The 15437-nt window shown below is 45.1% G+C and carries 5 protein-coding genes and 1 tRNA gene; all 6 read left to right on the top strand.

The annotated features are described in order from the left end of the window. The first annotated feature begins 48 nt into the window (after nucleotides 1–48). Nucleotides 49–2736: an ATP-binding cassette domain-containing protein gene (locus D0T18_RS02250; RefSeq protein ID WP_116440385.1), complete on the top strand. Its 2688-nt coding sequence runs from the start codon at nucleotides 49–51 to the stop codon at nucleotides 2734–2736. An 851-nt stretch (nucleotides 2737–3587) separates the two neighbouring features. Next, a tRNA-Arg gene (locus D0T18_RS02260) sits at nucleotides 3588–3660 on the top strand. 182 nt (nucleotides 3661–3842) lie between these two features. Then, nucleotides 3843–4856 (top strand): Abi family protein, encoded by a 1014-nt coding sequence (locus D0T18_RS02265; protein ID WP_116440387.1) that lies wholly within the window; start codon nucleotides 3843–3845, stop codon nucleotides 4854–4856. 734 nt (nucleotides 4857–5590) lie between these two features. After that, nucleotides 5591–11644, top strand: a complete 6054-nt coding sequence (locus D0T18_RS02270) for a Rib/alpha-like domain-containing protein (RefSeq protein ID WP_116440388.1) — start codon at nucleotides 5591–5593, stop codon at nucleotides 11642–11644. Nucleotides 11645–11916: 272 nt separating this feature from the next. Beyond that, nucleotides 11917–13629 (top strand): SpaH/EbpB family LPXTG-anchored major pilin, encoded by a 1713-nt coding sequence (locus D0T18_RS02275; protein WP_116440389.1) that lies wholly within the window; start codon nucleotides 11917–11919, stop codon nucleotides 13627–13629. A 209-nt stretch (nucleotides 13630–13838) separates the two neighbouring features. Further along, entirely contained in the window at nucleotides 13839–14984 is a 1146-nt protein-coding gene (locus D0T18_RS02280; RefSeq protein WP_004110601.1) for a class C sortase, read from the top strand. The last annotated feature ends 453 nt before the right edge of the window (nucleotides 14985–15437 follow it).

A 15437-nucleotide genomic window follows, 5' to 3' on the forward strand; every position in this document is an offset into this window, starting at 1 on the left:
GCGTATTAAGAAATAACTAAAATCTATCATTGCCATAAAGGATTTACTATGCCTGATGCTACTCAATCGCAAGAATCTGAAACTTTCCTTCCAACAGATTTAAGTGATCGCAAGAGTATCAGCAACGCTAGTGACGCAAGTAGAGCTAGTGATAACGCTTCTAACGCAAGTAACGCTGAACTTTGTTTTGAAAACTGGGGTTATCGTCATGCTTCCCGTCGCGCTTTTGCTGTGCGCGGGTTGGACCTCACGATTAAGGCGGGGCAGCGCGTGTTGCTGCTTGGTGCATCAGGCATCGGTAAATCCACGATTTTAAGCGGCGCGGCAGGTCTTATTGGCAATGATTTTGTGGCGAAAAATAGCGCAAAATCCCAGCAAACCACTCTCGTCGAAGATGCCGATGGTGGTGTGAGCGAGGGTTGCGTTTTGGTTGACGGCGTGCCGGTTCGACGTGCGCGCGGTCGTGTTGGTTTGGTTTTGCAAGATCCGGATGCACAGGCGATTTTCCAGCGTTTGGGGGATAACGTTGCGTTTGGTCCGGAAAATATGAACGTTCCGCGCAGCGAGATTTGGGATCGCGTGCGCAAAAGTCTTAAAGAAGTTGGGTTGGATGGCTTGCAATTGCATCGCTCAACTTCGCATTTAAGTGGCGGTCAGATGCAGCGTTTGGCGCTTGCTGGCGCGCTCGCTATGCAGCCGAGTGTGCTGCTTTTGGACGAGCCGACTGCGAATTTGGATCCGGATGGCACGCAGCAGATTGTTGGTGCTGTGCGCGCGGTTTTGGATTTGACGCACGCCACGATGGTGCTTGTGGAGCATCACGCGGAGCCGTGGATTGACATGATTGACCGCGTGGTTGTGCTTGGGCTTGAGAATGATGAAGCTGCGAACGGAAAAGCTGCGAACAACGAAACCGTTCACGATGACGATATTGCGCGCGTGGCTTCTTCGCGCACAGTGATTGTGGCGGACGGCACGCCAGACGAGGTGTTTAATCGCACCGATTTGGACTTTGAGGATCTGGGTATTTGGCTTCCGGAACGCTACAAGAAAAACGTAAAATCTTCTGCAAATGAATCTTCCGTAAGTAATTCTTCCGCAAATGCAGAATCTTCTGAAAAATATTACGAAAACTGCGATCCAGCAGAAGGCTACGGAGAAGTGCTACTTTCCACGAAGGACCTCGCAATCAGCCATAATAGCGAGCCGATTGCGCGTCACATCAATCTTGAGTTTAAAGCCGGACAGATTACGGCTTTGGTCGGCGCGAACGGTGCTGGAAAATCAACGCTTTCGCTCACTTTGGCTGGTCTTTTGCCGGCAGTAAGCGGCGAGGTTGTGGCGAGTGATGCTCTTGCTCAAGGCGCGAATGGTACGGATCCAATGAAGTGGAAGTCGCCTGATTTGGCGAAGCGCATTTCGTACGTTTTTCAGAATCCGGAGCATCAGTTTGCGTGTGGTTCGGTGTTGGATGAGGTTATGTTGGGGCCGCTTCGCACGGGTGTTTCGGCGGATGAGGCGCGCGCGAAGGCTCAGGAGTTGCTGAAGCGATTCCGTCTGGCTCGTTACGCGAAGGCGAATCCGTACACGCTTTCGGGAGGTGAAAAGCGTCGTCTGACTGTGGCGGCGTCGCTTGCTGCGGCTCCGCGTGTGCTGATTTTGGACGAGCCGACTTTTGGGCAGGATCGCAAAACTTGGTTGCAAATTATTCGCTTGATTGCAAGCCTTCGTAGCGAGGGTGTGAGCATTATTGTGGTGACGCACGACCGTGAGCTGGTTGAGGCGTTGGGTGCGCGCTTGGTTGAGCTTGTGCCGGATGCGAAAGCTGAAGCTGCTGAAATGAGTGCTGCTGAAGTGAGTGCTTCCGAAGTGAAATCTTCCGAAGCGCTTTCCGCAACTACCGGCGCAACAGACATTTCGCGTATCAAAGTGAGCGCTGTAAACAATCGCGACGAGGAAGCGAAACTTTCAAGCAAATCGCCGCTTCTCGCGTCAATTAATCCAGTATTTCGCATTTTTGGAGCGTTCGCGGCTTCGATTCCGCTATTTTTTACGCTTGATTGCGTTTCTGCTTCGGTCGCGTTGCTGTTGGAATTTGTGATTTTTGCGTGCATTAAGCTTCCGCCATGGCGTGTGATTCGCCTTTCGTGGCCTGTGTGGGTGGGTGCGCCGACTTCCGCGCTCACTGTGTTGCTATACGGCAAAAGTGGCGGAAATACTTGGTTCCAGTGGTGGCTGATGCATGCTACGGATCGTTCGGCTATGTTGGCTGTTGCAACTTCGCTTAGGATTTTGGCGATTGGCGTGCCGTCGATTGTGATGGTGATTGGGCTTGATGCTACGGATTTGGCTGATGCTTTCAGCCAGGTGCTGCATTTGCCGGATCGATTCGTGTACGGCGGTTTGGCTGGAATTAGGCTGTTTGGCGTGCTGCAGGATGATTGGGCGGCGCTGACTGCGTCGAGGCGTTCGCGCGGTTTGGGTGATGAGCATCGCGTGAGGGCGTTCTTCCCGCAGTCGTTTGCGCTGCTTGTGCTTTCGATTCGACGCTCGACGACGCTCGCCACGGCTATGGAAGCGCGCGGTTTTGGGGGAATTGGTGCGCGTTCGCACGCTCGCGTGAGTCGTGTGCGTGCGCGCGACTGGTGGATTTTTGCTGTGTGCGCGATTGTGCCGTCGGTTGCTGTTGTGGCTGCGCTTTACTTCGGCACCTTCGCCTTCCTTGGCGGCGCGTGAGTTTTTCTATGCGCGCGATGGCTGCTTTTGATAGCGGCTTTTGCTAGCGGCGCGTTATTTCCTTTACGCCGCTGTAAAGTTTCTGTCGCTTTTTGCTTCGCATCCCCAGTCACAATCTAGTTTCTAAAGCACAACCACACTAACCTGCCCTGCCTGCGTCAATAAAGCCGCAGGCAGACCTCGCTTGCGTTGAAAGTACACTGTGCTTTCAACCCTAAGCAAGCTCGGCGCTCTGAGTTGCTTTCGCGCGCCCTGTGCTGCGCTCAAGCAGGTCGTCAGCGCACACAACCACAACCAAATTCCCAATGTGCCCACATGTGAGTCTGCCCTGCCTGCGTCAATAAAGCCGCAGGCAGACCTCGCTTGCGTTGAAAGCACACTGTGCTTTCAACCCTAAGCAAGCTCGGCGCTCCGAGTTGCTTTCGCGCGCGCTGTGCTGCGCTCAAGCAGGTCGTCAGCGCACACAACCACAACCAAATTCCCAATGTGCCCACATGTGAGTCTGCCCTGCCTGCGTCAATAAAGCCGCAGGCAGACCTCGCTTGCGTTGAAAGCACACTGTGCTTTCAACCCTAAGCAGGCTCGGCGCTCCGAGTTGCTTTCGCGCATGCTGTGCTGCGCTCAAGCAGGTCGTCAGCGCACACAACCACAACCAAATTCCCAATGTGACCACTTGTGAGTCTGCCCTGCCTTCGTCTTTATTGACGAAGGCAGACCTCGCTTGCGTTGAAAGCACACCGTGCTTTCAACCCTGAGCAAGCTCGGCGCTCCGAATTGCCTTCGCGCGCGCAATGCTGCGCTCAGGCAGGTCGTCGCGCATCCTCACTAGCGTGTATACTTTCTCGAGTTGCGGGCTTGTAGCTCAGTGGATAGAGCGTCTGCCTCCGGAGCAGAAGGTCGTGGGTTCGAACCCCATTAAGCCCACTTTTGATTTTCTATTTATCGTCGCTTTGGTCGTGCCTGTCTATTCGTTGCTTTTCGTGTAGTGTTTTGTAGAATATTTGCATATGCGCTGGTGCATTTAAAGAGTCATCGAATGCTATTGGGGTAGTATTCGCAAAAATAAAAGATATTTATCCATAGTTTGGAAAAGGGGAATACATAGTATGGACAATCAATGCGATTCGGATATAAAGAAAACATGTGCAATTAGTAAATTGCCTGTGAAGCTTTCGTCAATAGATCAGATAAAACATCTTAAGAAGCAAGGTATAACTTTTAACAAACAATCTGAAGATTCTGCAATTTCCTACCTTTCAATTTTCTCATACTATTTTGAGACTTGTTCATATAAAAAATTGTTTAGCAAGAGAGTTGGTGGATCTAGGGATGGCCAGTATATTGACTTGGATTTTGATCGATTATGCAAAATAGAGCAGCTTAATAGGATGTTTCAAATACTTTTGCTTCTAATAACTTTAGCTATAGAGCTTGAGGCAAAAGTTAAGTTAATGAAAATGTTTACTGAAAATCCTGAAGAAGATGGATACTCCATTGTTGAAGATTACATGTCTAGTCTTTATAACGATGATCGCAAAATACTAATTGCTGAATTAGAACGACTTAAAGATGGGAAATATAGCAGAGAATCGGCGGCAAAGTATGCAGGTGGAATGCCAATTTGGGTATTTGTTGAAGGTATTACATTTGGAACATTGTTAAGATTTTATCGTTTTTGCGCAAAAAGATGGGGTAGTAGAGAGATGCAGAAGGAGCATCACTTATTGTGCAGGGTAAAATCCGTGCGTAATGCTTGTGCTCATTCTAATTCAATATTGGATGGAATTACTGAAAAGAGTTTTGACAACGTGCTTTTGCTTGAAGAAGTAAGTAAAGCTATTGAAGCTGTAGGGTTCAATAAGCGTGCGAGGCGATCGAATATGTGTAATGCGAAGATGAAAGAAATAGTGATAACTGCATATATGTATAAGAGATTTTTGTCTAGGAATTATCAATGTGATGAATGCGTGAATGATCAAAAAAGCATTATTAGATACATTGCAGGAGGATTTATAAAAAAGGCATCTGAGTACACAAAAGAGTATGATAAAGCGAGTAAATTTAACTCATTGCTTGCTTTTATTTGTACTGTTATTGACAGTTGGATATGTGAAAGATAAAATTGAAAATGCTTGAAAACCTTAGGGTTTTGGGGGGCGGAAGTGCGAGAGTGCATCTGCCCCGATTTTTTTTTGCGCGCAAACGACCTTTCCTTTACACAGCTGCACAGTTTCTGTCGGATTTTCTTGCTGACGCGACGACCTGCTTTCGCGTTGCACAGTATATATAGCATGGCATATAGTGACGAATCTCACACAGTATATAGCGACGAAGCACACAGAATACAGCAGCGCAGCACACAACACACAGAGCATATACCAGCACAGCATATAGTGGTGCGATGCGTGCGTTATAACAACATGTAGTACTTTGTGTGGGAAAGTGGTCGGTTTTTAGACACGCCGAAGACGCGATTTTTGCGTTTTGGCGTCGGAAATTATTCATTATAAATGCGTTTTACAGTAGATTTTTTAGCGATATTCGCGAATTATAGAAATTTTTTATATGCACAATTATAATACGTGTTTTGCTTGAAATCCTTCATGGGGGGGGGTATAAATATTAGGGGCTTTTCAGCAACCATGCTTGTATATAGGGCATGCAGGTATGTTATACTGGACTACCTGTGGTTGGCTCTGTCTGTGGCATTTGCAGTAGTGTGCGTACAAGGTTTTAGTGCACCGAGCATTGGCATCGCATGCAGGTTGAGTGCGTGAAGTCTTAAAGATTAGAGAGTTGGAATTTGAGATATACTGCGGCTTGTGCAGCAGTGGAGGACTAGGAAGGCGAGAAAATGTTACCAGCAAAGTTCCGTGGATTCGCATCACGCGTGGGTCGTCTTGCGTCGCGCGCTTTGGTCTGGCATAAGACCAGCGAGCGTGATGCCGCCGTTCGTACTTCCAGCACCACAGTTATTTCTTCCAGCAATGCCAGTACTTTCGGCACCGCCAGCACTTCTTTCGACAAAGCAGTCATTTCCGACAGCGCAGCCAATTCCGACAACGTTACCACCATCGCTCGCACCGCTCACCCAGCCCACACTCTTCGTCGCGCGCTCTTCGCAATGTTCGTAGCCGCCGCCACCATAGTAACCATGCTCATAGTGCCGCCGATGAAAGAAGCTAATGCAACTAATGTTAGTTGGGATTACATTGGTAATGGGTATATTTCTCCTAACTCTCTTGCGAGTTATGATGTATATAGAGATTTCGATGTTCAGTCTCCAGATATAAATACAGTAACCGTTAATGGAAAGAAAAAAACAACCATCACTTGGAATGTTCTTTTTAACGCAAATGGATGCAGAATTAAAAAAATAGAAAATCCAAATGTAGATTGTGATGAAAATACTGCTCTACATGCGTATGATGGTAGACCTGATTTTTATCTTATTCTTCCAAAAAACATCAAGGATAATAGCATAAGAATTACAAGGTATCGTACAAAATTTGCTGGTTACAGTGGTAGAGGCAAAAGGTTTGTTTGGGAAGAACGAGGCAAAGATCAAATACCAAGCGATTTTAATGGTTATACTAATGCTACGCGCTTACCAGGTGATAGTGATTATGAGAATTTCTGGAAAGCATCTATTGAAAAATGTGGTTTAGGTACAGATGCAACATGTGAAGTAGATACATGGCGTCGAGCTGGTAATTTTGGTAGGTTATTTAAATCTTGGGAACAAGATAACGCTGTAGATTCTATTCGCTGGATTGTTACTGCAGAAGTTGAAGAAGGCAGTGACCCTTATAAGTTACCTTTTATGGCAGGTTGGATTTCCTACTATGGAGATAAGCATAAGTTTACAGTTTTTGGTCCGTATGATCATGATGGCGACGGCATACCAGACTTGGAAGAGTTTAAGTATGGTTTAAATCCTAAAAATGATGATGACATCCAATTCCCAAAGAGGTCTAAAGAGGACGCTGTTTACGGTGAAGTTACTTCCGTGAAACCGTATATAAATACTGGTGAGTGGGTTGGTGATTCTTATAACGGCGATTTTAAATATTATAAGGACATGCCAAATCATGGGGGCAGAACTACGTCTGAGATGATTCCAACTGATGCTGGAATAGAATTTACGTTTAAAAAGAATGAAATTGGAAATAGTGAGATACTTCCGCCCGGTGTTACTAAGACTAATAATCCTAATAATATGCAGCCTGGTCAAGCATATATTAACCCAAAAACAGGCGAAGTTAAGTATAGTCCTAAGGCTTCTGATAGAAACAAAACTATACATTTTGAAGTTCAAATAAACTATCCTGATCCTAAACCTAACAATTGTAAAATGAACAATTCAATTGTGAAGGTCAAAGGCGTTGATATACACGTTGTTTCGCAGGCGTCCCGGTATAACCCTTACTATGACGATACTACAGTAAAAGCTGGTGAAGAAAAGAATTCTCCAAATCCAAAAGACAGGGGAGGGAAGAAATTCCCATCTGGCACTAAGTTTAAGGCAGAAATTTATAATAAGTATCAAAATCCACCAACTTGGGCAAAGATTAATAACGAGTCCACTGGTGTTGTCACTTTCCACCCAAATAAGTGGGTTCCTGCTTCTAAAACTGGTCAGCCTGAGAAGAGACCTGTAGTTGTGCATTATCCTGATGGTTCAACTTCGAAGGATAAAGATTCTGGTAATCATGGTGATCCAGTTAATGCTCCAGTGTATGTAACAAGAGATAACCCTGGCACTGGTGACTTGCAGCTCCATATTCATAAGAACCAAAATGGTCAAGAGATTGACTACAACGATGGATTCGTATTCCGCAAGAATCGTGAAGTTAAGCCACAACCATGGATAGATTCTTGGTCAGTGCAGGAACCTGGCGATATTACTATTCGCTCTGTGTGTGCTGATACTACAAATCCTCTGAATCTTAAGTTTTATCTTAACGGTATTAATGGAATAACAATAAATGGTGAAAAACCGTGGCCTCATGCTACTGATGAGGAACAAGAAAAGTGCCGAAATGGTCAGGGCTGTGCAGCAAACAAATTATTTGATAGCACAGGCAGAACCATGGAGCGTACGCGTGGTAGCATCACAGGAAAGCCACTAAAGGTTGGCAATTACCAGTGCACTGTGTATGCTTTGAAGCCTAAAGCTTTGAAGAAATTTGAGGATGCTGCTAAAAAGAACAAAGATATTGAAAAGCAAACCGGTTCTCCTACCAATATCATTAATCCGGATACCTTCAAGGGTTTAAGAGAAGATATTGATTATACATCTAGGACTGTGCCAATTAAGGTTCACTCCGACGCGCATTATTATAACCCTCAATACGATAAGGTATATGTGCAGGCTGGTGGTAAGTCTAAAGAATCGGCTGCTCCAGTAAGCCATTCTGGTGCTAACGGCGTGAAAGGTAATGACAAGAGTCAACAGGAGCTTGTGCAGAATGGTACTAGGTTGCCAAAAGGCACTTGGTTTGAGCTAAGAACCTATCCTAAAGATAATGAACATGTTCTTACATGGTATAAATTTGTCAATAAGCAAAGTAACAAGAAATCAGGCAAGGATGAGCCTGAAGATAGTACTACTGACGCTAGATATGGCAAAGTTACTTTTTCTCCAGAAAAAACTGTAATGCTTGGTGAATATTTTGCTCCTGTAATTGTGCATTATCCAGATGGTTCCACTTCTGAAGATCCGGATTCTGGTAATCTTGGCAAGCCTGTATATGCGCCTGTAGAGGTAACTAGTCAACCGATCCAAAAAAATGATTTAAAGCTCAATGTTTATTCGCAATATGGCGGAAGACGAATTGAAAACAATGATAAAAATGGTATGCGTTTCCGTAAAGATGAAGTGTTAGGCGACGCTACTGGTAACACTAAGCCAATGTTCTTTGACTCATGGTCAAGTGCTAAGCAAGGAAAAATTTATCAGCGCATGCTTTGCTATAAAAAGAATCCACAAACTGGTAAACCTGAAAGCTATGAGATTGATGGTATTAATGGTCTGACACTTGCCGGTCGAAAAGGTAATACTACAAGCGGTGAATTTATTGATAAACAACCATCACAATGGACAAGAGCTACTGAAAAGAATAAGTATGAATGTACGGTTCATGGTAAAAACTGCAACCGTAACCTTTACTTATACGGTGATGAGCATGATACCGTAGAGCGCACTTGGGGTTGGTTACATGGCAAGGTTAAGGAAAATGGCGACTTTGTGTGCACTGTGTACGCTATTAAAGACCTTGAAAATAAAGATGGTAAGCATGGTGATTTACAAAATAAGTTTGATAAAGCTGTAAATGACTTTGTAAAGAAACCTGCTGATCGCAAGTTTGAAGAGGTTATTAAATCAGTCTTAACAGATAAGCCGGGTAGTGAAGATAGTCCTCAAGAAGCCACTCAAAGGCATATCGATTGGGATTCGGTAACCTTCCCAATTCATGTGCATAGTGATGCTCACTACTACAACCCAGAGTATAAGACTATTAGCATGGAGGCTGGTACCAAACAAGCCACTGAGGTGCCTAAGAGCAAGAAGAATGCCAACGATGCTAATACGTTGCAAGACGATGTGCGCGAAGGTGATCTACCGGACGGAACTTGGTTTAAGTTTAAGAAATCTTTAAGCTACACATTCTTTGAGGATGATCAAGATAATAAAGCTGACTCTGGTGATTCAGCTAAGAATGGCACGGGTCAGTTTGGCAAGGTGACGTTCCGACCGCACAAGTGGTTCCCTGTTGGTTCTGACAAAGTGCAGGTTATTGTGCACTATCCGGACGGTTCCACTTCTGAAGATAAGGACTCTGGTAATCTTGGTAAACCTATTTATGCGAAGGTAGACATTACGCGATCGCATGATGAGGATGCTGGTAATTTACGGCTGAATGTTGGCGATCGTGAAGGTAGCGGCGACTGGAATGATACTACCATCAAACTCACTAAGGGCGAGGAACTTAGTACTTCTAAAAAGACGACCCGTTGGCTTGATTCATGGTCCAAGTATAAGCCTGGAAAAATCAATTTGCGCACAATTTGCAATAAGATCAATTCAGACGGCACTAAGTCTCACTACCAGTCGGGCGGTATTGCTGGTATTAAGATGCAAGATGTAAAGATTTGGAATCATACTGAAGATGCGTCAGCGCAGAAAGCTTGCGAGAAGGATGCAAGTCAGTGCCACCCTGATAGGCAGCTGTACGACGATTACATTGCAAATGGTAACTCAAAAGATACCACTGAGCGTACTCGTGGGTGGATTAAAGGCAAGGCTAACGAATCCGGCGACTACAAGTGCGTAGTTTACGCGATTAAAGCAAAACAGTTTAGTAAAGACAATAACGATTTGCTTACTAGATTCGATGCAGCTGTTGGCGCACTTAACAAAGATGCAAGTAAGAATAACACTGATCCTTTGAAAGACTTCAAGTGGAAGCTTGATGGTAATAACGGCAACAAAAACGCGGTTAAAGGTGTCGACTACGAGTATCGTTCAATACCAATCCACATTCACAACGACAACCACTTCTACAACCCGAAGTATGTTGATGTGAGCGTTACGGCTGGTCAAAAGGTTGAGAATGCTGTGCCGCAAAGCGTTAAGAGTGCTAACGGTGCGGATAAATACCAGGATGTTGTGAAGGCTGGTGCGCTTCCGGACGGAACTTGGTTTGAGTTTAAGGATGCCACAAACGGCTTTGAGGTAAATGCTGACGGCACTGCTGGAAACAAGGTGTCTTTAGACTGGTCGTATTGGGCTTCTAATAACGCTGCCGATAAAACCGGTGAGCAAAGCAATAAGCCTGACAATCCTTCCAAGCAAAAGAATGGCAAGCACAGTTCCAAGGATGACGGCACTCGCTACGGCAAAGTGACCTTCCACCCAGATCAATCTGTTGCTCCTAAAGCGTACTTGAAAGAGATTGTCATCCATTACCCGGATGGCTCCACTTCGGACGACTCGGATTCTGGTAACAACGGCAAGCCTGTGTATGCGAAAGTTACAGTTGGAGGCCTCAGTGGAGCTGACAAGGATCTTAAGATGACATTGCTAAGATCCCAAGACGCTGATCCTGTTCATGACACGCTTGGTAGTGGTAATTCTCTTACTGTTATGAGCGGCACGAGCCTTACTAAGAATCCGTATGTGCTCGCGTGGAGCTTGAAGGATCGTAGCAATATTTCATTGCGTATGATGTGTGCTAAGCAAGGCGAGCAAAAGTGGAGTCGCGGGCTTGACGATACGCTCAATATGCACCTGAACCAGAATTATGGCGAAAGTGTAAAGCCGTGGGCTTTTGCAACTGCTGATCAGCGAAAGTCTTGCAGTCAAGACAGTAAGAATTGCATGGCTAACTTGCTGTATGGCTTTACGAAGGATAAAGATCCGAACAGCATAGAAAGTGCTGTGTCTCGCAGTGAAGACGATATTGCTGGCGTACCTCAAAAGGCTGGAAATTACACGTGCGCTGTGTTTGCGTTGAAGCCGAATGCGCTGACGGTGTTTAATAACACTGTTAATGGAAGTCTTATTGAAGGTAACAAGTATTCGTCTACAAATATGCAAACAACTCAGCTTGCCGGCGTAACCGTTGGAAAAGACTGGAACAGAATTGCTGTTAATGTGACCGTGATCGATCCGCCTAAATTCGCTCTGCCAAAGACCGGCGGAATGAACTGGAACGTGCTGCTTGGTACGTTTGCTGTGATTGGCACGGGCGTGATGGCGGCTGGGTTCTTCCTTGAACAAACCAAGTGGGGGCGCGCGATGCTCGAGGCGTTGCTGCGTAAGACACTGATTAAAGATTTTATCTGCAAAACTGCCAAAAAGCTTCGCGCTTTAAGGCGACGTAGCGAAAGGTGGCGATGCTGATGAAAATTTTCTGCAGCTTAAAAACTGCAGTATCAACGTTCCATGTGCTGGCAATGGCATTACGCGTTACACAGTGATGTTACACAGTGACGGTAATTATGCCGGAGCATGGTTCGGATTTAATCTTGCTGCGCGCGGCGCAAATCGTAGCCGCCGACAGAGTTCATGCGGCTTTGCGATGACTCCGCCGACCGTGCGCAACACAAAATAAAACAATAAACGTATTTTCCTCAAAACCTGCCCACAAGGGCACTGATATAAAGGAGAAGAAAGTGAATAAATTCACTAAACAATGCGTGGCGGCATTCGCCTCGCTCGCAATGGCTGGCACGCTGTGCGTCGCCGGCGCCGTGGTGGCAAACAACGTAGCATTTGCTACGGGTCCTACAGCAGCTAAAAAAGCCCCATGGGATCTTGGCAATGAAGCTACCACTAAGAAGGGTTCCATTACCATCAAGAAGTATAAAGACGAAGTTGATAATGGTTCTCAAAAGAAGTCTACGCCTATTAATGGTGCAGAATTTAAGATTACAAAAGTGTTACAAATTGGTTCTACAAATATTGATCTTAAAAAACGTGCTGATTGGGTAACTATCGCTGGAGTAGTGAAAAAACTTAACGAGCATAAAGAAACTGAAGCCCAAGTTCACTTAGGAACAGATGCTTCTAGCACGCAAACTAAAACAACTGGTCAACCAGGTCAGAAGAATGGTGAAGTAGCATTCACTAATCTTGAACTTGGATTATACAAAGTTGAAGAAACTAAAGCTGCTGAAGGTTATTCAAATGATGTAGCACCATTTTATGTGACTGTTCCTCAAATTACCCGCGAAGATAAAAAAGTAAATAATATCTACACTTATGATGTTGTTGTAGAACCGAAGAACGCTTACATTAAGGATAGTGTTACTAAGACAGCAGATACTACTAAGATGGTTGGTGCTGGAGATGAGATCACATACACTATTAAAGCTAAGTTGAATAAGACAAAAGCTACTAACGGCAATAAGAATCTCACTGAAAATGATCTTCAGGACTTTGCCATTTATGATGATGTTTTAACTTCAGCATATAAAACCGTTAATTCAAGTGTTATTGCTGAAGTAAAAATCAATGGTGACACTGCTGCAATGACTAAAGATCAGGACTACACCGTTTCTGAAGAATCTGTAACTACTGACAATGGCATTAATACTGATCGTAAGCGCATTAAGGTTACATTTAAGAAGGGTGTTGCTAATAAAGGACTTCAAGCTATTGCAGCAAAAGCAAATGTTCTTGATTCAAAACCGGTAGAAATTGATGTTACTGTAAAACTTCAGTTAGTATCAGACTTGAGTAGTTTTGTCGGTAAAAACAAAGTTCTTGAAAACAAGTCTGGCTTTATTCCTGGTCACGGTGATGGCATTCAACCAAAGCCAACTCCTGGTGGCAGTGCAACAACTGAATTCCGTAAGTTCCACATTAAGAAAGTCGATGCAACTGATAAGACAAAGGCTCTTAACAAGGCTGAATTCAAGGCATTTGCTAATGAAGCTGAAGCTAAGAAGTGTGCTGCTGACCCAAGTGCTACTAACGCTTGTAGTAAAGCAATGACCGGTTTTGCTGATGCTGTTCCACAAACTAATACCGAAGCTACTATCACTACAACTGGTGTTGACGGGAATAAGAATGGCGTGACTAAAGATTATATTGCTAAGGTTACGGATCAGAATAGCAAGATTTATCTTGTTGAGGTTAAGGCTCCAGATGGATACACTCGTTCTGATAAAGTTCATGAAGTTTCTTTGACTTCTGGCGATACTGCTCAGGAGATTGAGATTGTGAATATTCCAGATAATAAGGGTGGCTTCTGGTTCAACCTTCCAAAGACCGGTGCCGCAGGCGTGATTATCTTCGCGTTGGCTGGCATGTGCTTGGTTGCTGTTGGCATGTTCATCTTCTTGCGCAACCGCAAGAAGGATGAAGAGCAGCAGAACGCCTGATTGTAATTGGTGACTGCTGAGAAAAAATCAGCAGTCACTGCTACATGAATGTAAATATCTGTTTGCATGGCATAAATATTGGAGCTGGGTGCGACTTGTTGCTCCCGGCTCTATATTTGTGCGCTTTAATTGAACTAACTAGCGAGCGCAAAATAGATAAATCGTAAATCAAATCTAAATCCAACGAAAAACTCACGAAACGAGGAAGCATGAAATTAAACGATGCTGTTGCTAAAGTATATGCTTTCCTCAACAAAATCTCCCTGAATATCCCCATCGTAAGTAAGCTTCTCAAAAACCAAACAAACGCAACCCAAACTAACGAAACCAACTTAACCGAATCAAACGCAACCGAAAATAACGCAATCGAAAATAACGCAACTCAAACCCACGCAACCGAAGCAAAATCCGCCGAAAGTAATCAAAAATCTAAGCAAAAAACCAATCAAAAATCTAAGCTCCGCCGCATCGTCGAGCCAATCGCATTCGTGTTGGCAGGCATTTTGTGTTTCAGTTACCCTGTTGTTTCAACGCTTTGGAATAATCGCGTGTCGAAGGAGATTTCTAACGCGTACGACAAGTATAACCACGATCAGGCTGGTGACGTGCGCCGCGCTCACATTCGCGCCGCGAAGCTTTACAATAAAACTCGCAAAAATATGCTTACCACGGATCCGTATGGTCCGGATGGGCAAAAAGACATAACTAACACGCCTGAATACAAGCGTTATCTTAAGGCGCTTGAGGAGCCTATGGGCATTATCGGCATCGTAAAAATTCCGAAGATTGGCGTAAAACTTCCTATTTATCACGGCAGTTCGCAGGAAGTTTTAGCGCACGGCGCTGGTCATTTGTATGGCACTGATTTGCCGGTTGGCGGCAAGAACCGCCACACAGTTATTACCGCGCACACGGGTCTTGCGGATGCAACCATGTTCGATGATTTGGTGAATTTAAAGAAGGGCGACTACTTCTACCTCGACGTGCAAGGCGAAACTTTGCGATACAAAGTGTTCCGCATCAGCGTGGTTGAGCCACACGATATTAGTTTGTTACAGCGCGAAAAGGGGCGCGACTTGGCGACTCTGCTAACGTGTACCCCGTATGGCGTGAATTCGCATAGGCTTTTGGTGACGGGGTATCGTGTGCTGCCGGACCCTGTGAAGGTGCCGGGTGACCACGTGCAATGGCCGCTTTGGATGACGCTATTCGTGATTGCAATGGCGTTCTCATTGATTATTTTGTCCATGATGATTGCCGCGGCAACGTCTAAGCGATGGCGACAGCTCGACATTCGCGGCAAGCATTTGCTGGTACTTTCGCGCAAGATGCTGCGTAAGTTGCGTCGCGAGTAACGCAACGACCTGCCTGAGCGCAGTATTGCGCGCGTTTGGAGCGTCGCACAACGCTAATCCCTCCAAATGTGAGATAACGCTCGCACTATAAGTGCTCGCTTACGAAACTCGCGTTGGAAGTCCACTGGACTTCCAACTTGAGCGAGTTTCCGCTCCGAGTTGCTTTCGCGCGCGCTGTGCTGCGCTCAAGCATGTCGTCGCGCCTGCGTTTGGAGTGCTAAAGTAGCGCAAATCCTCCAAACGTGAGATAACGTTCGCGCGAGCGTGAAATTTAGGTCAGTTGCGCATATCGTCGGTTGGCTGAAAAATTTACGGTTTATATTGCGCAACGCACTAACATTAGTTGGTAAACCAGCAATATTTTTTTAAAAAACATTGTCAAAATGCAAGGTTGTTAAAAAATTCTGTAAATTATATGTTAACTACAGATTTTTTACATGTTACTTGTGGAAA

The organism is Gardnerella swidsinskii (genome assembly GCF_003397705.1).
Classification (GTDB): Bacteria; Actinomycetota; Actinomycetes; order Actinomycetales; family Bifidobacteriaceae; genus Bifidobacterium; species Bifidobacterium swidsinskii.

Coding starts and splice junctions, on each gene's coding strand:
- D0T18_RS02270 (WP_116440388.1), top strand. CDS start 5,591: ATGTTACCAGCAAAGTTCCGTGGATTCGCATCACGCGTGGGTCGTCTT.
- D0T18_RS02265 (WP_116440387.1), top strand. CDS start 3,843: ATGGACAATCAATGCGATTCGGATATAAAGAAAACATGTGCAATTAGT.
- D0T18_RS02250 (WP_116440385.1), top strand. CDS start 49: ATGCCTGATGCTACTCAATCGCAAGAATCTGAAACTTTCCTTCCAACA.
- D0T18_RS02280 (WP_004110601.1), top strand. CDS start 13,839: ATGAAATTAAACGATGCTGTTGCTAAAGTATATGCTTTCCTCAACAAA.